19 protein-coding genes are annotated in these 20149 nt (G+C 67.4%); 9 read left to right on the top strand and 10 right to left on the bottom strand.

The features are described from left to right. Nucleotide 1 precedes the first annotated feature (1 nt). Genes E0T84_RS12000 through E0T84_RS11990 form a run of 3 tightly spaced genes read left to right on the top strand, consistent with a single transcriptional unit; the run spans nt 2 to nt 3946 of the window. Nucleotides 2–2401 carry a CoA transferase gene (locus tag E0T84_RS12000; protein ID WP_138744553.1) on the top strand — a complete coding sequence of 800 codons (2400 nt, stop codon included), beginning with the start codon at nt 2–4 and terminating at the stop codon, nt 2399–2401. A 59-nt stretch (nt 2402–2460) separates the two neighbouring features. Beyond that, nucleotides 2461–3381: a LysR family transcriptional regulator gene (locus E0T84_RS11995; protein WP_138744552.1), complete on the top strand. Its 921-nt coding sequence runs from the start codon at nt 2461–2463 to the stop codon at nt 3379–3381. A 19-nt stretch (nt 3382–3400) separates the two neighbouring features. Further along, complete coding sequence (locus E0T84_RS11990) at nt 3401–3946, top strand: M15 family metallopeptidase (RefSeq protein WP_371725852.1); 546 nt, start codon at nt 3401–3403, stop codon at nt 3944–3946. Nucleotides 3947–3958: 12 nt separating this feature from the next. Here E0T84_RS11990 and E0T84_RS32275 read toward each other — a convergent pair whose 3' ends face one another. After that, entirely contained in the window at nt 3959–4108 is a 150-nt protein-coding gene (locus E0T84_RS32275) for a metallothionein (protein ID WP_076111769.1), read from the bottom strand. Between the two features lie 122 nt (nt 4109–4230). Here E0T84_RS32275 and E0T84_RS11980 point away from each other — a divergent pair, with 122 nt between their 5' ends. Both E0T84_RS11980 and E0T84_RS11975 read left to right on the top strand, forming a co-directional pair. Beyond that, nucleotides 4231–5079: an NAD(P)-dependent oxidoreductase gene (locus E0T84_RS11980; protein ID WP_138744551.1), complete on the top strand. Its 849-nt coding sequence runs from the start codon at nt 4231–4233 to the stop codon at nt 5077–5079. A gap of 105 nt (nt 5080–5184) precedes the next feature. Continuing rightward, nucleotides 5185–5979, top strand: a complete 795-nt coding sequence (locus E0T84_RS11975; RefSeq protein WP_138744550.1) for a class I SAM-dependent methyltransferase — start codon at nt 5185–5187, stop codon at nt 5977–5979. Here E0T84_RS11975 and E0T84_RS11970 read toward each other — a convergent pair. From E0T84_RS11970 to E0T84_RS11955, 4 genes are read right to left on the bottom strand one after another with little or no spacing between them, the layout of a single operon-like run. Then, nucleotides 5976–6797 (bottom strand): enoyl-CoA hydratase/isomerase family protein, encoded by an 822-nt coding sequence (locus E0T84_RS11970; protein ID WP_138744600.1) that lies wholly within the window; start codon nt 6795–6797, stop codon nt 5976–5978. The two genes, E0T84_RS11975 and E0T84_RS11970, sit on opposite strands and share 4 nt — an antisense overlap. Before the next feature lie 23 nt (nt 6798–6820). Next, complete coding sequence (locus tag E0T84_RS11965; RefSeq protein ID WP_138744549.1) at nt 6821–7411, bottom strand: TetR/AcrR family transcriptional regulator; 591 nt, start codon at nt 7409–7411, stop codon at nt 6821–6823. A gap of 42 nt (nt 7412–7453) precedes the next feature. Then, entirely contained in the window at nt 7454–8968 is a 1515-nt protein-coding gene (locus E0T84_RS11960) for a class I SAM-dependent methyltransferase (RefSeq protein WP_138744548.1), read from the bottom strand. Beyond that, the gene (locus tag E0T84_RS11955; protein WP_212757707.1) at nt 8965–9750 is read right to left on the bottom strand and encodes an SOS response-associated peptidase; all 786 of its coding nucleotides are present in this window, start codon (nt 9748–9750) and stop codon (nt 8965–8967) included. Before E0T84_RS11955 ends, E0T84_RS11960 begins: the two co-directional genes overlap by 4 nt. Before the next feature lie 66 nt (nt 9751–9816). Between E0T84_RS11955 and aroA the strand changes: the two genes are divergently transcribed. The 3 genes from aroA (at nt 9817) to E0T84_RS11940 (ending at nt 12980) form a co-directional block, all read left to right on the top strand. After that, complete coding sequence (gene aroA, locus E0T84_RS11950) at nt 9817–11118, top strand: 3-phosphoshikimate 1-carboxyvinyltransferase (RefSeq protein ID WP_171055003.1); 1302 nt, start codon at nt 9817–9819, stop codon at nt 11116–11118. 6 nt (nt 11119–11124) lie between these two features. Then, nucleotides 11125–12105, top strand: coding sequence for a ribosome small subunit-dependent GTPase A (gene rsgA, locus E0T84_RS11945; RefSeq protein ID WP_070187204.1), 981 nt, complete (start codon nt 11125–11127; stop codon nt 12103–12105). 68 nt (nt 12106–12173) lie between these two features. Next, complete coding sequence (locus E0T84_RS11940; protein WP_070187205.1) at nt 12174–12980, top strand: SDR family oxidoreductase; 807 nt, start codon at nt 12174–12176, stop codon at nt 12978–12980. Nucleotides 12981–12982: 2 nt separating this feature from the next. Here the strand turns inward: E0T84_RS11940 and E0T84_RS11935 are convergent, their stop codons facing one another. The 4 genes from E0T84_RS11935 to E0T84_RS11920 form a co-directional block, all read right to left on the bottom strand. Then, complete coding sequence (locus E0T84_RS11935) at nt 12983–13396, bottom strand: hypothetical protein (protein ID WP_171055002.1); 414 nt, start codon at nt 13394–13396, stop codon at nt 12983–12985. Between the two features lie 116 nt (nt 13397–13512). After that, nucleotides 13513–14751, bottom strand: coding sequence for a fatty acid desaturase (locus tag E0T84_RS11930; RefSeq protein WP_070187207.1), 1239 nt, complete (start codon nt 14749–14751; stop codon nt 13513–13515). 69 nt (nt 14752–14820) lie between these two features. After that, on the bottom strand, nt 14821–15969 hold the full coding sequence (locus tag E0T84_RS11925; RefSeq protein WP_070187208.1) for a ferredoxin reductase: 1149 nt from the start codon (nt 15967–15969) through the stop codon (nt 14821–14823). Nucleotides 15970–16086: 117 nt separating this feature from the next. Beyond that, nucleotides 16087–16587 (bottom strand): hypothetical protein, encoded by a 501-nt coding sequence (locus E0T84_RS11920; protein WP_070187209.1) that lies wholly within the window; start codon nt 16585–16587, stop codon nt 16087–16089. Nucleotides 16588–16656: 69 nt separating this feature from the next. On the opposite strand from E0T84_RS11920, the gene E0T84_RS11915 reads away from it, so the two are divergent. Beyond that, complete coding sequence (locus tag E0T84_RS11915) at nt 16657–18468, top strand: BCCT family transporter (protein WP_070187210.1); 1812 nt, start codon at nt 16657–16659, stop codon at nt 18466–18468. A gap of 20 nt (nt 18469–18488) precedes the next feature. On the opposite strand, the gene E0T84_RS11910 is transcribed toward E0T84_RS11915, so the two are convergent. After that, nucleotides 18489–19898 carry a wax ester/triacylglycerol synthase family O-acyltransferase gene (locus E0T84_RS11910; protein ID WP_070187211.1) on the bottom strand — a complete coding sequence of 470 codons (1410 nt, stop codon included), beginning with the start codon at nt 19896–19898 and terminating at the stop codon, nt 18489–18491. Nucleotides 19899–20149 lie beyond the last annotated feature (251 nt).

The following is a 20149-nucleotide window of genomic DNA, read 5'->3' as shown; positions in this document are numbered from 1 at the left end:
GATGGCCAACCCGAACGACTACGATCCGCCGCTGACCGGCATTCGCGTCCTCGACCTGACCCGTGGCCCGATGACGGCGGTCGGCCGCCTGCTGGCCGACCTCGGTGCCACGGTGACCCAGCTGCACCTGCCCGGTGTCACCGAGGAACCCCCGGCCCCCGTCGCCGGAATCGATCCTGACTCGGTGGGATTCGCGATCAACCGCCACGGCCTGAGCACCGCGATCATCGATCCCGCAGTACCCGAGGACCGCCGTCGCTGGGTGCAGCTGCTGGCCGGAGCCGACATCCTGATCGAGGGCACCCGCCCCGGATCGGCAGCCGAAAAAGTATTGTCGGTGCGCAACATTCACATCGAACACCCCGGCCTGGTGATCCTGTCCATCAGCGATTTCGGCCGCGACACCAGCTACCGCAGCTGGCAGGCCAGTACCCCGGTGCTGCACGCACTGACCAGCGAGCTGTCCCGCTCGGGCATCCCGGGGCGCGAGCCCGTGGTGCCACCGTCGGCCCAACTGCCCTATCACGTGGCGGCAGCACAGGCGGCGGTGATGACCATCAGCGTGTACCTGGACCGATTGCGCACCGGCGAAGGCGATCTTGTCGATTTCTCGATTCTCGACGGTGCCATGCAGACACTCGATCCGCCGTACGGGACAGCGGGTACCGCCTCGGCCGGCGTGGCCTTGAGCGCGCAGCAACGCGACTGGAATGCCGAACGGCTGCGCTACCCGATCATCGCCTGCAAGGACGGGCATGTGCGGATCTGCCTGCTGGCAAAACGCCAGTGGCACGGCATGTTCGAGTGGATGGGCCGCCCCGAACAGTTCGCCGATCCGTCGTTCGATCGGCTGCGGGTGCGGCTCAGCTCACCGGAGTTGATGACCGCGATCGGCCGGTTCTGCGCCAGGCAGACCCGGGCCGAACTTGAGGTGGCCGGCCAGCGGCACGGCGTCCCGACGGCGGCGGTGTTGTCCTTGGCCGAGACCCTCGGCACCGAGCAGGTCGACAGTCGCGGCTGTTTTCACGAAATCGACCTGGCCCCGGGAATATCGGCACCGGCGCCTGCAGGAGTCGTCGAGATCGACGGGCACCGGGCACATGCCAGACCTCCGGCCGACTCCACGCCGCGCCGCATGGGTGTCGCCCCGCTGCTCGCTGGCCGGCAGCGCCGCAACGAGGGCCTGCCGCTGGAAGGTGTGCGTGTGCTGGACCTCGGCGTGATCGTCGTCGGGTCCGACACCGGACGCCTCTTCGGGGACCTCGGCGCCGACGTCATCAAGATCGAGAACTCGGCGTTCCCAGATGGTTTGCGCGGCAACCTCACCGCCATGTCGCAGACCTACGGCGCCGGCCACCGCAACAAACGCTCGATCGGCATCGATCTGCGGACACCCCGAGGCCGGGAGTTGGCGCACCAGCTGGTGAAGCAGTCCGACGTGGTGCTGACGAACTTCAAACCGGGCGTGGCCGAGACCCTGGGAATGGACTACCGGAGTCTGCGGGAACTGAACCAGCAGATCGTGGTGGTGGACAGTTCGGCGTTCGGGCCTACCGGGCCCTGGGCCAAGCGGATGGGCTACGGCCCGCTGGTACGTGCGGCCGCGGGGTTCACCGACCTGTGGGTGTACCCCGACGAACCGGAATCGTTCTGCGACACCGTCACTGTCTACCCCGACCATGTGGCGGCCCGGATCGGTGCGCTCGGTGCGCTGAGCGTGCTGCTGCGCCGCGAACGCACGGGCACCGGCGGGTCGGTCAGCGTCGCGCAATCGGAGGTGATGCTGAGCCATCTGGCCGGCGAGATCGCCGCCGACGCGCTGGTACGTCGCAGGCATGACCCTTCAGTTGAACCGGTCCACGATGCTCCCTGGGGACTGTTCCCCGCTGCCGGCGAGGACCGCTGGCTGGCGGTGACCGTGCGCGACGACGCGGATTGGCGCGCACTGTGTCAGGTGATCAACCGCCCGGATCTGGGCGATGACCCGCGATTGGCGACCCGCGCCGGACGCGACGCGCACCGCGACCGCATCGGCGAGGCCGTGCGAGCCTGGACGTCACAACGCACGGCGACCGAGGCGATGGATCTACTGCAGGCCGCGGGTGTACCGGCCGGCGCAGTGCTGCGCGCCGCCGAGGTCGCCGACTGGGACTACTACGTACAGCGCCGCGCCTTCCGCGAGGAACTTCACCCGCACGCCACCGAACCGTTCACGATGGAGAACGTGCAGATCCACTCGGATCGCATCGCGGATCCCCCGTTGCTGCAGGCGCCGTTGCTCGGCGAGCAGACCCGCGAGATCGCCGCCGAACTGCTCGGTCTGGACGACCCCGAGATCGACGAGCTGATCACCACGGCGGTACTCGAGGTTCCGCAGCACACACAACTTGCGGGACGCTGAACGCCCGTCTCGTACCATGCGTGGGTCACCTCACCGTCGAATGGCCTGGAAACGACCGCATGGACTTCACCAGACTCCGGTACTTTGTCGCGGTCGCCGAGGAATTGCATTTCAAACGGGCCGCCGACCGGTTGATGATCACGCCGCCACCGTTGAGCAAGCAGATCAAGCTGTTGGAGAAAGAGCTCGGCGGGCAGCTGTTCGAGCGCAACTATCACGAGGTCCGCCTGACGCCGTTGGGTGTGAAGCTGCTCGGCCCGGCCCGCGAGATCCTGCGCCAGGTCGACGAGTTGAAGGCGACCGCGGTCCGGCTCACCGAAGGAGTCGCGACGATCCGGGTCGGCGCAACCGCTTACGCGCCTTCGGATTTCGTGGCGCAGGTCCAAGGCGCCGTGGCCGACCTGACAGTTCCGACCGAGTTCAGCGTGCCCGGGTCGGCCGCGGAGGTGACGGCCAAACTGGTGTCCGGTCACCTCGACCTCGGGCTGATCCATCTGCCGACCTCCGACAAACGGCTGCAGTACCGGGTGGTGGCCACGTTTCAGGGCGCGGTGGCCGTGCGGTTCGACGATCCGCTGGCCGCGCGGGAACTCGTGTCGATCGAGGAGCTGCGCGATCGCGACGTGGTCATCGACTTCGCCCGACCCAACCCCGTCATGCTGGCCGGCCTCACCCGTGCGCTCAACGCGCGCGGGGTGACCCGCATCGTGCGCACCACCAACCAGTTCGGCGGCGAGCTGGAGATGGCCGCCCAGGTGTTCAACCGCCACCTCGTCGCGGTGGTCCCCTACGCACCCGAATCACTGATCGGCAAGATCTTTTCGCCACCGGAGTTCACGTTGGTACCCATCGACGAGAGCACTTGGGCACCGGCGCGGATCGCGCTGGCCTGGGTACCCGATCGGCTGAAGAACCCGGCGGAGATCGAGGCACTGGTGGCCGAGTTGGCGCAGGCCCTGGCCCACGGGCGGGCGCAGTAGTGTGGGCACGGTGATGCCGATGATGGTGGGCACAACAGTTGCCTCGAGTGTCGCCGCGGTGGCGGCCCTGCTCGGCACGTCCGCGCCCGTTCCGCAGGTCCGTCTGGTCGACGACACCGTCCCGATGACGCAGGGCGACGGCTCGCTGGCCGACGGGCAGGTACTGACCCCGTACGACGTGCAGAATCCGGCCATCGGGCGGTTGGACCCGCGCCTGCTGGCCGCCATTCAGAACGCCGCCGATGCCGCCGCGGCCGACGGCGTGACCATGACGATCACCTCGGGCTGGCGGTCGGCCGAATTCCAGCAGTCACTGCTCGATCAGGCGGTGCAGACATACGGCAGCTTCGCCGCCGCCCGCCGGTATGTGCAGACGCCGACCGCATCCCGGCACGTGACCGGCGAGGCGGTCGACGTCGGCGGTCCGCAGGCCGATCACTGGCTGATTGCCAACGGCGGGCGCTTCGGGCTGTGTCAGATCTACGCCAACGAGTTGTGGCATTTCGAACTTGTCGCCGACGCGGCCGGCAACTGTCCCCCGCTGCAACCCGACGCCGCAGGCTGAGCTGACCGGTCCCTATTCGGTGACGGGCACCATATCGGCGCCGCACGTGCACTTGTAGTTGGTTTCGGGGCCTTTGCAATGGCATTCGGACTCGACCCGGACCCTGCACCCACAGCCCTCGTGCGCACAGGTCAGGACGGTTCCTGCCGGAACAACACTCATGTCTCCTCCACTGTGTCGGCGGCCGCCGTCTTCTTGCGGGCCGGCCGCTGTTCTCATCGTCTCCCTAGTCATTCCCCCGAACCAGCGGTATCAATACAACTTGATCGGCCTATCGTGTGTTCATGACTTTGTCCGGGAAGACCATGTTCATCTCCGGCGCCAGCCGCGGTATCGGCCTGGCGATCGCCAAGAAGGCCGCAGCTGACGGCGCCAACATCGCACTGGTCGCCAAGACCGCCGAGCCGCATCCCAAGCTCGAGGGCACCGTCTACACCGCGGCCAAGGAGATCGAGGAGGCCGGCGGGCAGGCCCTGCCGATCGTCGGCGACGTGCGTGACGGCGACTCGGTGGCCTCCGCGGTAGCCAAGGCCGTCGAGCAGTTCGGCGGTATCGACCTGTGCGTCAACAATGCCTCGGCGATCAACCTCGGTTCGATCGAGGAAGTGCCGCTCAAGCGTTTCGACCTGATGAACGGCATTCAGATCCGCGGCACCTACGCGGTGTCACAGGCCTGCATCCCGCACATGAAGGGCCGGGACAACCCGCACATCCTGACGCTGTCCCCGCCGATCCGGCTGGAGTCCGAGTGGCTCAAGCCGACCGCGTACATGATGGCCAAGTATGGAATGACGCTGTGCGCCTTGGGCATTGCCGAAGAGATGCGGGAGTCCGGCATCGCGTCGAACACGCTGTGGCCGCGCACTCTCGTGGCCACCGCCGCGGTGCAGAACCTGCTCGGCGGGGACGAGGCGATGGGCCGCGCGCGCAAGCCCGACGTGTACGCCGACGCGGCCTACACGATCTTCAACAAGCCCGCTCGCGAGTTCACCGGTCAGAGCCTGTTGTGCGAGGACGTGCTGCTGGCGAACGGCGTCAGCGACCTGTCGGTGTATGACTGTGTTCCGGGTTCGGATCTCGGCGTGGATCTGTGGGTGGATACCCCCAATCCGCCGGGATACGTCCAGCCCTGATGCCCGCCGTTGTCGCCGAGTGGCCAGTTATGGCACACCGATACGCGCGCGCCGTGCAATAACTGGCCACTCGACGCTCGGCATACCCCCTTTAGGCTGGCCTGCATGCCCGATCCCCAGCCCACGAACTGGGCGGCCGGCCGTTACCAGGCCGTCGCCGAACGCATTGCCGTCATCGCCGGTGAGGTCGTCACCGCAGCCGACCGGTTGCGGCCGGTGCGCGACTCCGCGGTGGTCGACCTGGCCTGCGGCACCGGCAGCGCCGCACTGGCCGCCGTCGGGGCCGGTGCCCACGTCACCGGGGTGGACCTCACCCCCGCGCTGGTCGCCATCGCCGCCGAGCGGCCCGGGGCGGATGCGGTGCAATGGGTGGTCGCCGACGCCGCCCACACCGGCCTGCCCGACGGCGGGTACAGCACCGTCGTGTCCAACATGGGCATCATCTTCGTCGAACCCACCAGCCTGGTCGCCGAGGTCACCCGGCTGCTCGCCCCGGGCGGGGTGTTCGCCTTCTCCACCTGGGTCCGCGATGAGGCGGGCAACCCGTTCTTCACCCCGATCGTCGAAACCCTCGGCCAACCGCCGGCCTCGGTGTATTCGCCGGATCAGTGGGGCGACCTCGAGATCGTGCGGTCCCGGCTGGCCGCCGGGTTCGACGACGTATGGTTCGAAACCGGTTCACATACCTGGCAATTCGACTCCGTCGAGTCCGCGGTCCGCTTCATCGCCGACGAATCACCGATGCACGTCGACCTGCTCGGCCGACTGGACGCGACGACCCGCGAGCGTCTGCTCGACGCGTTCACCACCGCGCTGAGTGCACAGACCGACGACACGGGCCGGGTCTCCTTCGCCGCGCCCTACGCGGTGGTGACCGCCCGTAAGACCGGGACCGTCTAACGCGGACGGGTCCCACCGGACAGCATGGTCTCGACGCTGTCGGCGAAGGCCGCGGTGGTGAAACAGGTCGGTTCGGCGAACTCTTCGAGAGTCAGCGCATCGTTCCAGTTGGCGTCTGCCGCGGCGCGCAACAGAGGTTTGGCCATCGAGACCGCGTGCGGCGGCAGCGCAGCGACGCGCGAGCACCACGCGTCTGCGGTATCGAGCAATTGCTCGTGGGCGACGACCTCCTGCACCAATCCGAGCCGCTGCGCGGTTTCGGCGTCGATGTGCTCACCTTTCAGGTAGTAGGCGAGCGCGCCCTGATAGCCGAGTCGGCGAGTCAACGCCCAGCTCGTGCCGACCTCCGGGATCAAGCCGAGGCGGGCGAAGGCGGGCACGATGATCGCCTTCTCACTGGCGATGGTCAGATCGCAGGTGAGCGCCCAGGCGAGTCCGACGCCGGCCGCGGGCCCGTTGAGCGCAGCCACGAAGATGGTGTCGGCACCGGCGATGAGTCGGGCGATACCACCGAATTCGCGGCGTATCCAGCGCCACACGTCCGCGGTTCCCTCTGCCTGGTAGCGGCTTTCGACGGCCGCTCGCATCATGCGCAGGTCGCCACCCGCGCTGAAGCCCGGATCGGCGCCCGTCAACACCACGGCACGAATGTCGTTGTCGGCGGCGAGATCTTCCAGGGCGTGGCGCAGCTGCCGGACCAGCGGTGCGGACAGGACGTTCAGGCGGTCGGGCTCGTCAAGAGTCACCACCGCACGATCACCGCTGCGGTCGACGCGAATGCGTTGCGGCGCGTCGGGGGCGTCCCCTTCTGCCACCATGCTGCGATACAAAGGCTTGCCCGTCACGAGTCCTCCTCAATTGGTCTGGCCTGCAATGCTTTCCATGCCGCATCGGCGAACATCTCGATGGCCTCGCTGTCCATGTCGGGGATCTCGCCGGTTATCCAGTAGCGGGCGTACTCCTGTGCGGGGCCGAGCCACAATGCGGCCGTGATCCCCGGTCGCATGGCTACCAGTGCGCCATAGGTGTGATGCGGTCGCCACCAGTCCCGGACGGCCGCGAAGAAGTTCCCGTTGGCCTCGCGCAGCGCGGCGCTGTCCAACCGGTCGCCGAGCAACAGCACGGCCTCACCGCGATGCGCCGCCACCCAGTCCAGATGGTTGCGGACCCCACCCCGAATCCCGTCCTCGGCGGTGGCCTGCTCGCGCAGCATCGCCAGGAAGCCGTCCTGGTATTCGGCCATGACCTGCGCGTAGACCGCGGCTGCCAGGGCGGGCTTGTCGGGAAAGTGATGGTAGAGCGATCCGACGCTCACCTCGGCCTCGCGCCGCATCTCATCGAGGGTCGGGGCGATCGTGCCTTCCGCCGCGAAACGCCGACGCGCAACCGAGATCAGCCGGTCTCGCGCACCCTTGGCCCTGGAAGCTGGCACGAGAAATACTCTAACAGAACCGAGGATTCCTCTAGAAGATCGTCATTCGGCCTGGTAGAGGATGCCGCGACCGATCGCCTCCCGTACCTCCGGCAGTGCGGCCTGCGCCAGCGCATCCGGGTCCACCCCGTGGTGGGCGGCGAGCAGCTGGATGAGGCTGCCCAGCGGCACCTCCCCTCGGCAACCGGCCAGCAGCGCGCGCAGTACCTCGTCGACTCCGATCACCGCGCCCGGACCACCCGGGCGGCGCACCGCGGCGCCGACCTGCTGCCAGCCGTCGGGTCCGGGCAGGGACTGCTCTTCGAGGAAGACCGGTGCGGTCGAGAGCCGGGCCGCCAGCAGCGCCTCGTCGGAGGTGTCGCGCAGGTAGGCCCGCCGCGCGAAGAACGCGTCCACTTCGGTTCCGGTGAGTGCCTCGTCGGCGCCGGTGATCTCCTCGAAGATCTGCTCCGGCGCTTCCCCATCGCGCGGGGCCCGCAGCGAGATCATGCCCATGCCGATGCCGGCGATGCCCTGCTCGGCGAACCAGTCGAGCCATTGCCCGCCGCGCTGCGCCTGCCGCTCAAGGTCCTCCCCGGCGTCGGCCAGCCACAGCGACACGTAGCTGACCGGATCGGCCAGTTCGCGCTGCACCACCCAGGCATGCAGGCCGGTGCCGGCCAGCCAGCCGGAGACCCGGTCGTGCCAGTCTGTGCCTTCTGGACCGTCGCGCACGATCCAGTTGGCCATGATGTGCGCCGTGCCGCCCGGCCGCAGATGGTCACCGACCTGCTCGATCAGGCTCTGGCACAACGCATCTCCGGCCAGGCCGGAGTCGCGGTAGATGTAGTCGCGGGCGCCCGAGCCCACCACGAACGGCGGATTCGACACGATCAGATCGAAACGCTCGCCGGCCACCGGTTCGAAAAGGCTGCCGTGCCGCAGATCCCACGACATGCCGCCCAACCGCGCGGTCATCGCCGCCAGTGCCAGTGCCCGCTCGTTGGTGTCGGTCGCGACGATCTCGTCGCAGTGCGCGTTCAGGTGCAGCGCCTGGATACCGCATCCGGTACCGAGGTCCAGCGCACGCCCGACGCGGTTACGGGTGACCGCCCGCGCCAGTGACACCGAGGCCCCGCCGATCCCGAGCACGTGATCGTGCCGCAGCGGCCCGCGGCGCACCGCGGCATCCTGATCGGACACCACGTAGAAATCCCGCTCCCCGTCGCTGTGCGGCCGGATGTCCAGGACGGCCCGCACCATCTCACCGCGGAACTCGAGGACACCAGTGGCGGCCAACGTCTGCAGACTCACCGACGGGAATGCCGCCTCCACCAGATCGGGTGCCTCCTCGGTCCCGAGCAGCAGCAGGCGCACCAAGACGGCCAACCGCTGCCGGTCCGCCGGGGCGGCATGGGTGACCCGCAGGACCGGCCACCACACACCACGGCCGAGCGCGGCGTTGGCCTCGGCACCCAGTAGCTCGGCCACCCCGTCCGTGGTGAACCCGGCCGATCGCAGGTCGGCACCGATCGCGTCGACAACGCCTGATGCGACGGCACCCCCAACGTCGCTCAAAACAGCCCCATCTCTTCGGGTTCGGCAGGCTCGATCAGCTCCGGGCCGTTGTTGCGGACACTGTTGACCAACCGGGACACCTCGCGGACGGCGATCCGGTCCAGGTCACCGTGACCGCGCAGCAGCCCCTCGTCGATGGGGGCGTCGGGATCCATCCACCGATCCCAGTCCGGCGCGCTGATGGTCAGCGGCATCCGATCGTGGATCTCGGCCAGCGGGCCCGCCGCATCGGTGGTGATGATCGTGCAACTGAGCAGCGGCGGCGCATCTTTCGGTGCGCCCTGCGGGCGCCAGGTGGTCCACAGCCCCGCCATGAACAGCAGCTCGCCGTCGTCGGCGTACATGTAGTAGGGCGTCTTGGCGGTCTTCTTCCCGGCCGTGCTCGCTTCGGGGTTCGGCTTCCACTCGTACCAGCCGTCCATCGGGATCAGGCAGCGCTTGTTCTTGGCGGAGTTACGGAATGCCGGTGAGCTGGTCACCTTGTCGGCGCGCGCGTTGATCAGCAGCGGACCTTTGGTGTCCGGCCCTCCGCCTTCGGCGGTCTTCACCCACGGCGGGATCAGGCCCCAGCGCATCGAGCGGACCCGGCGCGTCGACTCGTCCTCGGGCTCGGAGTGCCGCTTGACCACGCTGCTGATGGTCGTGGTGGGGGCCACGTTGTAGTTCGCCCCCGCGACGTCCTTGTCCCCTGAGCTCGCCGTGCTTGCCGTGCTTTCATCGATGGCCTGGATCTTCTGCGCCAGCAGCGCCGGGTCCGTGGTCACCGCGAAACGTCCACACATAGTGCCCATGGTTGCAGAGTCTGCGGACAAGGCAGGATATAGAGCGTGAGCGGACGTCAGGAGCAATTGGAACACTGGCCGGCTCCGTCGACGACGACCCCGGTCGACGCCACGGTGACGGTGCCCGGTTCGAAGTCTCTGACCAACCGTGCGCTCGTCTTGGCGGCGCTGGCCACTGCGCAGGGCCCCTCGAAGGTCCATGGCGCGTTGCGTAGCCGCGACACCGATCTGATGATCGACGCCATCCGCACCCTGGGCGTCACCGTGGAGCCCGCCGAAACCGGCGCCACCGAGCTGTCCGTCAGTGGCGGTATCGCACCAGCCGACGATGCCCGGATCGACTGCGGCCTGGCCGGAACGGTGTTGCGATTTCTGCCGCCCGTCGCCGCGCTGAGCGCCACCTCGGTGATGTTCGACGGGGATGAGCAAGCCCGGGCCCGGCCCATCGCCCCATTGCTCGACGCGCTGCGTGGCCTCGGCGTGGACGTCGACGGCGACGCGCTGCCGTTCGCGGTGCGCGGCCGCGGCGCCGTAGCCGGCGGCACCGTCGAGATCGACGCGTCGGGCTCCTCACAGTTCGTCTCCGGATTGTTGCTGTCCGGTGCGACGTTCACCGACGGGCTGACCATCGTGCACACCGGGACCTCGGTGCCCTCCGCCCCCCACGTGGCGATGACGGTGGCGATGCTGCGCGACGCCGGTGTGCACGTCGACGACTCGGTGCCCAATCGCTGGCGGGTCTCCCCCGGACCGGTTGCCGCCCGGGGCTGGAACATCGAACCGGATCTGTCCAACTCCACGCCGTTTTTGGCCGCCGCGATCGTCACCGGCGGAACGGTGCGCATCGCCGGCTGGCCGTCGACAAGCATCCAGCCCGCCGACACGATCCTGGACCTGCTCGCCAAGGTGGATGCGACGGTCCACCAGCGTGATTCATACCTGGAAGTCAGTGGCCCCGAAGGCTACGACGGGTTTGACGCCGACCTGCACGACGTCGGCGAACTGGCCCCCACCGTCGCCGCGCTGGCCGTGCTGGCCCGCGACGGCGCGACCTCGCGGTTGCGGGGCATCGCACATCTGCGGGGCCACGAGACCGACCGGCTGGCGGCACTGACCGCCGAGATCAACGGCCTCGGCGGTGACTGCCGCGAGACCGAGGACGGCCTGTTGATCACCGCACGGCCGCTGCACGGCGGAACCTGGCGCTCGTATGCCGACCATCGGATGGCCACCGCCGGCGCGATCATCGGTCTGCGGGTGCCCGGTGTCGCGGTGGAGAACATCGCGACCACGGCCAAAACCTTGCCCGACTTCCCGTTGATGTGGGTGCAGATGCTGGCGGGCGAACCCCCTGCGAGAGGGAAGTAAACCACCTTGGGAGCGCGGGAGTACGACGAGTCCGACGTCCGGATCAGACCGGGTAAAGGCACCCGTCCGCGCACCAAGATCCGCCCCGACCACGCCGACGCCCGGTCGGCGATGGTGGTGACCGTCGACCGCGGCCGCTGGGGCTGCGCGCTGGACCGCGACCCGCACCATCGCGTGGTCGCCATGCGGGCGCGTGAGCTGGGCCGCACCCCCATCGTGGTCGGTGACGACGTCGACATCGTCGGTGACCTGTCCGGCCGGCCGGACACCCTGGCTCGCATCGTGCGCCGTGGCGAACGCCGAACTGTGTTGCGCCGCACCGCCGATGACACCGACCCAACTGAACGGGTGGTGGTCGCCAACGCCGATCAGCTGCTGATCGTGGTGGCGCTGGCCGATCCGCCGCCGCGCACCGGTTTCGTCGAGCGTGCCTTGATCGCGGCCTATGCCGGCGGGCTCAAACCAGTTCTGTGCCTGACGAAGTCCGATCTGGCCGCCCCCGAACCATTCGCCGCGCAGTTCGCGGATCTGGATCTGATGATCGTCACCGCGGGCCGGGAGGACCCGCTCGACGTTGTCGCGCCGCTGCTGGCCGATCAGGTCACGGTGTTCCTCGGACATTCCGGGGTCGGGAAGTCCACCCTGGTGAATCGTCTTGTGCCAGAGGCAGATCGAGCGACAGGCGAAGTGTCCGGGGTGGGCAAGGGCAAGCACACCTCCACCCAGTCGGTGGCACTGCCGCTCGACGGCACCGGCTGGGTGATCGACACCCCGGGCATCCGCTCGTTCGGCCTGGCCCACATCCAGCCCGACGACGTGATCCTGGCGTTCTCGGATCTGGCGGAGAGCATCGACGAGTGTCCGCGCGGGTGCGGACACATGGGCCCGCCCGCGGACCCCGAGTGCGCGCTGGATGCGCTCACCGGCCCGGCGGCTGCCCGCGTGGCGGCGGCTCGCCACCTGTTGGCGGTATTGAAGGAGAGCTGACCGCATTCGTGTACCGCTGGTCGGCACATCGCCTCGATCGGCGCCCGCGCCGCACTAGGGTCGCTGCTGTGGCTACTCATGTTCTGACCGGCAGCGCCTCCGGACTCGGCGCTGCGACCAAGAAACGGCTGGAATCCGACGGGCATCGGGTGATCGGCGTCGACCTGCGCGACGCGGACGTGAACGTGGACCTGAGCACCCCGGACGGGCGAGCGGAGGCGATCGCGAAGGTTGCCGAGCTGGCCGACGGCGGCATCGACGGATTCGTCCCGTTCGCCGGGCTGGCCGCCGCGACGGGCCGTCCGGCACACCTGCTCATCGCGGTCAACTACTTCGGTGCGATCGAGCTCTTGGAAGGCCTGCGGCCGCTGCTGGCCAACCGCGACACCGCATCGGTGGTGCTGATCAGCTCGAATTCGACCACCACTCAGCCTAATTGGCCGGTCGAGCTGGCCGAAGCCTGCTTGGCCGGCGACGAGGCGGGCGCCAACACCGTTGCCTCCACCTATGGCGATTTCGCGGCGCTGCAGGCGTACCCGGCCACCAAGGCCGCGCTGGCGTACTACGCGCGCACCAAATCTGCGGAGTACATCGCCGAGGGCATCCGGCTCAACGCGATCGCACCGGGGCTCATCGACACTCCGATGACGCAAGAAGGCCGCAAGGACCCGCTGACCGGTGCGGGAATGGAGCAGTTCCTCAAGACGATCCCGGCCGGGCGCGGCGGGCGACCTGAGGAGGTGGCCGCACTGGTCGCGTTCCTCCTCGGACCCGAGGCGGGTTACTTCGTCGGTTCGGTGGTCTTCGTCGACGGCGGCATCGACGCCGCGGTCCGCGGCAGGGACTGGCCGAAGGTGTGGGAACTCGACATGTGAGGTCAGTGCTTGGCCCTGGCCTGATCGGCCTCCGCCTGCTGCTGCTCCTGTTCGGCCTGCTGCTTGGCCGCGGCGATCGCGGCGCGCCCCTCGGGGCTGGCGGCCGAATTGCCCGGCGTCTTGGCCGTGGCCACGCCGGCGTTGCAGTTCAGGTTCAGCAGCACGGTGTCGGTGACCGGGGCGAAATCGTCGCCCTTGTGCCAGTGCGCATTCTCCGAGTGCGTCACCACGCAGTCGTCGTCGGACACCGAGTCGCCGTCGCGGGTGGCCACGACGCCCTTCATCCCGGCGTCGGCCAGCGACGATTGCACATCGGAGTACTTCTGGCCCGCATAGTCGTCGGCCGCGGCGACGCCGGTGGCCAACCCGCCCAAGGGCACCGACGAGGCCCCGAGCACCACGGCGGCCACCAGCATCTTCTTCACGGGCAAGAGGTTATGAGCGGCGACTGCCAGCGAGCTGTGCGTCCAACGTGAACTTGTTGTCGATTTTTCAGCGAATCATCGACAACAGGTTCACGTTCGTCACAGGGCTACTTGCGCCGCCAGCCCCGCACGGTCGCGATGGCCGTCTTCAAGCCGCGACGACGTCCGGTGTTGGGATCGGTGACGCCGTAGCCCTCGAGCTCGGTGAACATCCGCTCGCTGCGGGTTTCGGGCGCGTTGTCGGCCGTGTCCTTCAGGAACCGGTCCGGCAGCGACAGCTTGGCGATGGTGCGCCAGGTCTTGCCGTACTGCACCAGGAAGGGACCCGTGGTGTAGGGCAGGTCGTACTTGTCGCACAGCGCCCGTACCCGGACCGCGATCTCGGCGTACCGATTGCTCGGCAGATCCGGGAACAGGTGGTGCTCGATCTGGTAGCTCAGGTTGCCGCTCATGAAGGCCAGCGCCGGACCCGAGTTGAAGTTGGCGCTGCCGAGCATCTGGCGCAGGTACCACTGGCCACGGCTTTCACCGACCATGTCGGTTTTGGTGAATTTCTCTGCACCATCGGGGAAATGGCCGCAGAAGATCACCGCGTTGGCCCAGACGTTGCGGATGACGTTGGCCACCGCATTGGCCTTCAAGGTGGACTTGAAGGTGGCGCCGGGCGACAACGACGTGAGCGCCGGCCAGACCACGTAGTCCTTGGCCAGCTGGTGGCCGGCCTTGACGCCGAACTCACGTACCCGGACCAGCGTCGCGTTGCGGTTGTCGCGGCCCTTGAAGATCTTGCCGAGCTCCAGGTGCTGCAACCCGACGCCCCACTCGAAGCCGATCGCGAGAAGGGTGTTGAAGAGCAGGTTGCCGTAGAGGTTGAACGGCTTCCACTTGGCATCCCGGGTCACGCGGATGACGCCGTAGCCCACGTCGTCGTCCATGCCGAGGATGTTCGTGTACTTGTGATGCATGAAGTTGTGGGTGAACCGCCAGTGCTTGGACGCCCCGCTCATGTCCCACTCCCACGACGAGGAGTGAATCTCGGGATCGTTCATCCAGTCCCACTGGCCGTGCATGGTGTTGTGGCCGATCTCCATGTTCTCGATGATCTTGGCCACGCCCAGGGTGATGGTGCCTGCCCACCAGGCGGAACGCTTCGAGCTTGCCGCGAGCATGACGCGGCCGGCGACGTCGAGGGCGCGTTGCGCCGCGATGGTGCGGCGGATGTAGCGCGCATCGCGCTCGCCTCGGGAGTCTTCGATGTCTTGCCGGATCGCGTCGAGTTCGATGCCCAGGTTCTCCACATCGGCATCGGTGAGATGCGCGAATGCGGGAACGTCGGTAATTGCCATCGTCAGCCTCCTCTCAATTACCTACGGTAGCGTAACCTACGATTCCGTAGGTTACTAGCCAGTAAACCCTTAGACGTCCAGCACACAGTCACCGGATGCGGCGGAAACGCATGTCTGGATCCGGGTGCCCGGATCATGCTCGACGCCGGTGCGCAGATCACGCACATGCCCCTCGACCAGGCCCACGACACACGACTGGCAGATCCCCATCCGGCAGCCGAACGGCATCTGGATCCCGACCTGCTCCCCCGCGTCCATCAACGGCGTCGCGCCGTCGACGGTCACCTCCTTGCCACTACGTTCAAATGTCACGGTGCCCCCGGCGCCGTGCGGAGCGGCCCGCGACACCGCGAACCGTTCCAGATGCAGGCGCTCGGCGACACCGGCCGCCGCCCACACCCGCTCGGCGTCGTTGAGCATGCCTTCGGGCCCACATGCCCACACCTGGCGCTCATGCCAATCGGGAACCACCTCGCCGAGCCGCTCCAAGTCAAGCCTGCCTTCGGTCCGGGTACTGCGCAACCGCAGCCGGTAACCGGGATGCGCATCGTGCAGCGCCGCGAGCTCAGCGCCGAACATCACATCGGATTCCGTTGGCGCACTGTGCACATGCACGATGTCGGTGATCTGGTCGCGCCGCACCAGGGTGCGCAACATCGACATCACCGGGGTGATGCCCGAACCCGCCGTCACGAACAACACCGACGCCGGCGCCGGATCGGGCATGACGAAGTTGCCCTGCGGCGCGGCCAACCGCACCACGGTTCCCGGACGCAGGCCGTCCACCAGGTGGGTCGACAGGAACCCCTCGGGCATCGCCTTGACGGTGATCGCAATGGTGCGTGCACCCGCCGCGGAGGCCTTCTCCGGTGTCGAGGTGAGCGAATACGACCGCCAGCGCCAGCGCCCGTCGATCAGCACACCGATACCGACGTACTGGCCGGGCTCATAGTCGAAAGAGAATCCCCAGCCCGGTTTGATCACCAATGTCGCCGAGTCGGAGGTTTCCTGCCGAACCTCGACCACCCGGCCGCGCAACTCGCGCGCCGACCACAACGGGTTGGCCAGCTTGAGGTAGTCGTCGGGCAGCAGCGGAGTTGTCACCTGACCGACGATCCGGCGCACGATGTTCCATGCGGGGCGGCGCTCGGCGCCGGCGATGGTCGGCCTGACGGTGTCGGCCACACTGGCCGAGACCTTGATCGAGTTCTTGGCCATAAACCTACGGTACCGTAGGTTACCCGGCCGTAGCCAGTCGTCCGTCCGCCTTCGCAGGTCGGGACGCCAAGATGTGTTCCTACGTTTGCCCCTCGGCAACCACGCGGGTTTGTCTGGTCAGAGCAGTTCGAGCAGGAACGGCAATTCCTGAGGGGCGTACCACGCGAGGTCGTGATCCTGGGCGTCACCCACCGTGAGTTCGGCATCCTCGTCGCCCAGATCCGCGTCGTCGATGACGTCGACGGCGGCCAGCACCGCCGGCTCTGCGTCGGCGTTGTCGACGTACACCGCGACGACGGCATCGATCGGCAACGGCCCGGACAGCCGAACGACGGCGTCGTCGAGGTCGGGACGGGCAGTTACCGCTTCGGCGTCGGCCACCACCACCGCCCGGCGCGGAGGCAGATCCGCGTCCGAACCCAGCCCCGCGAGCAACCGCAGCGAAGCCAGGGCAGCCTCACGCAACGCCACCTCGGCGAGTTCGTCGTCGTCACCCTCGGCGTAGCCCTCACGCAAGGTGGGGGTGACAGCGAAGGCCGTCCCGTTCACCGCGAACAGCGACCGGTCGGCAACGAGCTGCTGCAGCATCGCGAGAGTGCCCGGGACATACACGCGCATGGTGAACGAGGCTAGACGTATTCAGAGGCCGGCCGCCAACCTGAACGCCTTGGACTATGGTCGATCGATATGTCGGACGTCGAAGTGAGTGGCATCAGGGGAGCATTCCGGAGCCTGAAGACCCCCGTCTTCGTACCTGCCTCGATCATCATCATCGGGCTGATCGTGTTCTCGGCGGCCTACGCCGGCGTTGCAGAAGAAGCGTTTACCCAGCTCAACGCTGCGATCACCGACACCGTCGGCTGGTGGTACATCCTCATCACCACCGGCTTCATCCTGTTCGCCGCGTACTGCGGGTTGTCGCGCATCGGCCACATCCGGCTCGGCCGCGACAACGAGAAGCCGGAATTCGGGTTCTTCTCGTGGCTGGCGATGCTGTTCAGCGCGGGGATGGGGATCGGTTTGGTGTTCTACGGCGCCGCCGAGCCGCTGACGCACTATGCCAACCCGCCCGCCTCGCGGGGAATTCCGGGACTCACCGATCAGGCCGCCAACCAGGCCATGGCCCTTACGCTGTTCCACTGGGGGCTGCACGCGTGGGGCATCTACGTCGTGGTGGGCCTCGGCATGGCCTACATGACGTACCGACGGGGTCGGCCCTTGACCGTTCGATGGCTGCTCGAGCCGCTGCTGGGCCGGCAACGGGTCGAAGGACCGATCGGCCACGCTGTCGATGTCATCGCAATCGTGGGCACACTTTTCGGAGTCGCGACTTCGCTCGGCTTCGGCATCACCCAGATTGGTGCCGGCCTGCAGTACCTGGGCTGGATCGAGCTGAACAACTGGTGGACCGTCGGCATGATCACCGTCATCACCGGAATCGCGACATTCTCGGTGGTTACCGGCGTCAACAAGGGACTGAAGTGGCTGTCCAACATCAACATGACGCTGGCGACCGCACTCGCCGCCTTCGTGTTGCTGCTCGGCCCCACGCTGTTCCTGCTGCAGGCGTGGATCCAGAACCTGGGGACCTACATCCAGTCACTGCCCGAGCTCATGCTGCGGACCGCTCCGTTCTCCGATGGCGCATGGCTCGGCCAGTGGACCATCTTCTACTGGGGTTGGTGGATCAGCTGGGCGCCCTTCGTCGGAATGTTCATTGCCAGGATTTCTCGCGGCCGCACCATCCGAGAGTTCGTTGCGGGCGTGTTGTTGATTCCCACCGTGATCGGGTCGTTGTGGTTCACCATCTTCGGCGACTCGGCGATCCTCCGTCAGCGCGACGAGGGTGACATGCTCGTGGACGGCAAGGTAGACACCAACACCGCATTGTTCCGCTTGCTCGATGGCCTGCCACTGGCCGTCGCAACGAGCGTGATCGCCGTGCTCGTCATCGTGTTCTTCTTCGTGACGTCGTCGGACTCCGGCTCGCTGGTGATCGACATCCTGTCCTCCGGCGGCGAATTGGACCCGCCCAAGGCCACGCGGGTCTACTGGGCAGTGCTGGAAGGGGTCGCAGCCGGAGTTCTGCTCATCGTCGGTGGTGCGGGTTCTCTGACCGCACTACAGACAGCCTCGATCGCGACTGCGCTGCCCTTCTCGATCGTGATGGTCATCGCGTGCTGGGCGATGCTACGCGCGTTCCATTACGACGTGGCCACCACACCGCAACTGCTGCAGATCTCCCAACCCGACCACGTGGCCACCTCCCAACGCCACCCACGTCACGACGTTTCGGCCACGTTGGCCGGCCTGTTCGCGGTGCGCAGCGTGGATGCCGATACGTACGAAGTCCATCCGGAGACGGGCGCCATCGTGATCGCCGACCCCGAAGACCCGTTGGGAGGCGAGGTTTTCGACACCGAGGAGTTCAGGCTGTCGGCCGAGGCGCAGCGCACCAACGGCGAGCAGCCGTCGGAGAATGACGCCAACACGTCGTAGCAACGAGCTGGCGACCATCGCTACTTGGCAGCCTCCAACAACTCTTCGAGAGATTCCCGCAGAAGGCTGGGCAGGACGTCGACGTCGCTCATCGCGTCCCGATCGGCGTTGATCCCGAAGTACAACTGGCCGTCGTATGAAGTGACCCCGATCGCCAGCACTTGGTTCTGCAGCAACGGCGGCACCGCATAGGTCTCCAACAGCTTCGTGCCCGCGATGTACATCTGTTTCTGCGCCCCGGGCACGTTGGTGATCAGCAGGTTGAACAACCGCGCCGAAAACCCTGTCGCCACTCGAATACCCATGGCATGCAATGTCGGCGGCGCGAACCCGGACAGCGTGACGATCGTGCGCGCGTCGACCAGGCTGGCGGCGGCGGAATGCGATTCGGTGGCATGGGCGATCTGCGACAGCCGCACCACGGGGTTGCCCTCACCGACCGGGAGATCGACCAGGAACGGCGAGACCTCGCTGATCGCCTGCCCTGGTCCCGAGGAATCCAGTTCGGCGTCGGGATATACCGACATCGGTGCCATGGCCCGGACGGTGGTGGTCGGGGTCACCGGCTCCCCGCGGGACAGCAGCCAGTTGCGCAGCGCGCCGGCGACGACCGCCAGCACGACGTCGTTGATGTCGCAGTTGTAGCGGGCGCGCACCAGCCGGTAGTCCTCCAACCGGTGCTGGTCCACCGAGAACCGGCGGTTGCGCGAAACCCGTGTGTTGAGCGGGCTGCTGGGCGCGGTGCCGCGCGCGACCGTGCGGGCCACGTCGGCCACCCGCCGGCCCACCGCGGCCAGTTCGCTGGCATTCGTGGCCACCTCGGTCACGGTGTCCCGCAGGGCGGCCAGCTGGCTGGTCGGCCGCGCGATCCACTCACCGATCGCACCGAGCACCAATTGCCGGTCGCTGGGTTCGCGGGCCGGAATCCAGATGTCCTCGCCGAACTCCGGTGGCTTCTGGGTGCGGTCGGCGATGACGTGGCCGATCTCCAGCGCGGTCATCCCGTTCACCAGCGCCTGGTGCGTCTTCGTGTAGATCGCGATGCGGTTCTTGGCCAGCCCTTCGACCAGATACATCTCCCACAACGGCCGCGTTCGGTCCAACGGCCTCGACCCCAACCGGGCGATCAGATCATGCAGCTGCGCATCGCTGCCCGGCGACGGCAGCGCGGAGCGCCGGATGTGGTAGGTGATGTCGAAATCCCGGTCGTCCACCCACACCGGCCGGGCCAGGCCCAACGTCACCTCGCGTACCTTCTGCCGGTAACGCGGAATCTGCGGCAAACGGCGCTCGACGGTCTCGAGCAGGGATTCATAACTCAAGCCGGCCCGCGGCTTGCGCAGGATCGACAAGGATCCGACGTACATGGGCGTAGCGGTGTTCTCCAGGTGGTAAAACGCTGCGTCGGACGCCGACAGCCTGCTCACCATTCGGCGCCAACCTCCCCTTCTGCTCCCCTTGAACCCCGTCACGTTAACTGGCGATCCGGCCACCGCGCATCACGGGTACCGCCATGCGTCAATTTCACCCACGCCGCCACGCAATCGGGTAACCGTTCCCGCGCCAACCCATGCATGGCAAGCACCGGATTATCCGTGCGTCCGGCGCGGCGAACACGTGCGATCATGGGTAGGTCTGCACCTCTCCAGCAGATGTCGTCCGTCATGCCGACCGCTGGAGG

The sequence above is a fragment of the Mycobacterium sp. DBP42 genome, from assembly GCF_005924235.1.
In the GTDB taxonomy this organism is placed as follows: domain Bacteria; phylum Actinomycetota; class Actinomycetes; order Mycobacteriales; family Mycobacteriaceae; genus Mycobacterium; species Mycobacterium syngnathidarum.
The sequence above is the reverse complement of the archived record's forward strand: the minus strand, read 5'-3'. Positions and strand labels throughout refer to the sequence as shown.

What these genes read in the sequence shown, in the direction of transcription:
- E0T84_RS12000 (WP_138744553.1), top strand. Translation starts at nt 2, where the DNA reads ATGGCCAACCCGAACGACTACGATCCGCCGCTGACCGGCATTCGCGTC.
- E0T84_RS11915 (WP_070187210.1), top strand. Translation starts at nt 16,657, where the DNA reads ATGTCGGACGTCGAAGTGAGTGGCATCAGGGGAGCATTCCGGAGCCTG.
- E0T84_RS11955 (WP_212757707.1), bottom strand. Translation starts at nt 9,750, where the DNA reads ATGTGTGGACGTTTCGCGGTGACCACGGACCCGGCGCTGCTGGCGCAG.
- E0T84_RS11935 (WP_171055002.1), bottom strand. Translation starts at nt 13,396, where the DNA reads ATGCTGGTGGCCGCCGTGGTGCTCGGGGCCTCGTCGGTGCCCTTGGGC.
- E0T84_RS11910 (WP_070187211.1), bottom strand. Translation starts at nt 19,898, where the DNA reads ATGGTGAGCAGGCTGTCGGCGTCCGACGCAGCGTTTTACCACCTGGAG.
- E0T84_RS32275 (WP_076111769.1), bottom strand. Translation starts at nt 4,108, where the DNA reads ATGAGTGTTGTTCCGGCAGGAACCGTCCTGACCTGTGCGCACGAGGGC.
- E0T84_RS11925 (WP_070187208.1), bottom strand. Translation starts at nt 15,969, where the DNA reads ATGGCCAAGAACTCGATCAAGGTCTCGGCCAGTGTGGCCGACACCGTC.
- E0T84_RS11980 (WP_138744551.1), top strand. Translation starts at nt 4,231, where the DNA reads ATGACTTTGTCCGGGAAGACCATGTTCATCTCCGGCGCCAGCCGCGGT.
- E0T84_RS11930 (WP_070187207.1), bottom strand. Translation starts at nt 14,751, where the DNA reads ATGGCAATTACCGACGTTCCCGCATTCGCGCATCTCACCGATGCCGAT.
- E0T84_RS11990 (WP_371725852.1), top strand. Translation starts at nt 3,401, where the DNA reads ATGATGGTGGGCACAACAGTTGCCTCGAGTGTCGCCGCGGTGGCGGCC.
- E0T84_RS11970 (WP_138744600.1), bottom strand. Translation starts at nt 6,797, where the DNA reads ATGGTGGCAGAAGGGGACGCCCCCGACGCGCCGCAACGCATTCGCGTC.
- E0T84_RS11975 (WP_138744550.1), top strand. Translation starts at nt 5,185, where the DNA reads ATGCCCGATCCCCAGCCCACGAACTGGGCGGCCGGCCGTTACCAGGCC.
- E0T84_RS11995 (WP_138744552.1), top strand. Translation starts at nt 2,461, where the DNA reads ATGGACTTCACCAGACTCCGGTACTTTGTCGCGGTCGCCGAGGAATTG.
- E0T84_RS11920 (WP_070187209.1), bottom strand. Translation starts at nt 16,587, where the DNA reads ATGCGCGTGTATGTCCCGGGCACTCTCGCGATGCTGCAGCAGCTCGTT.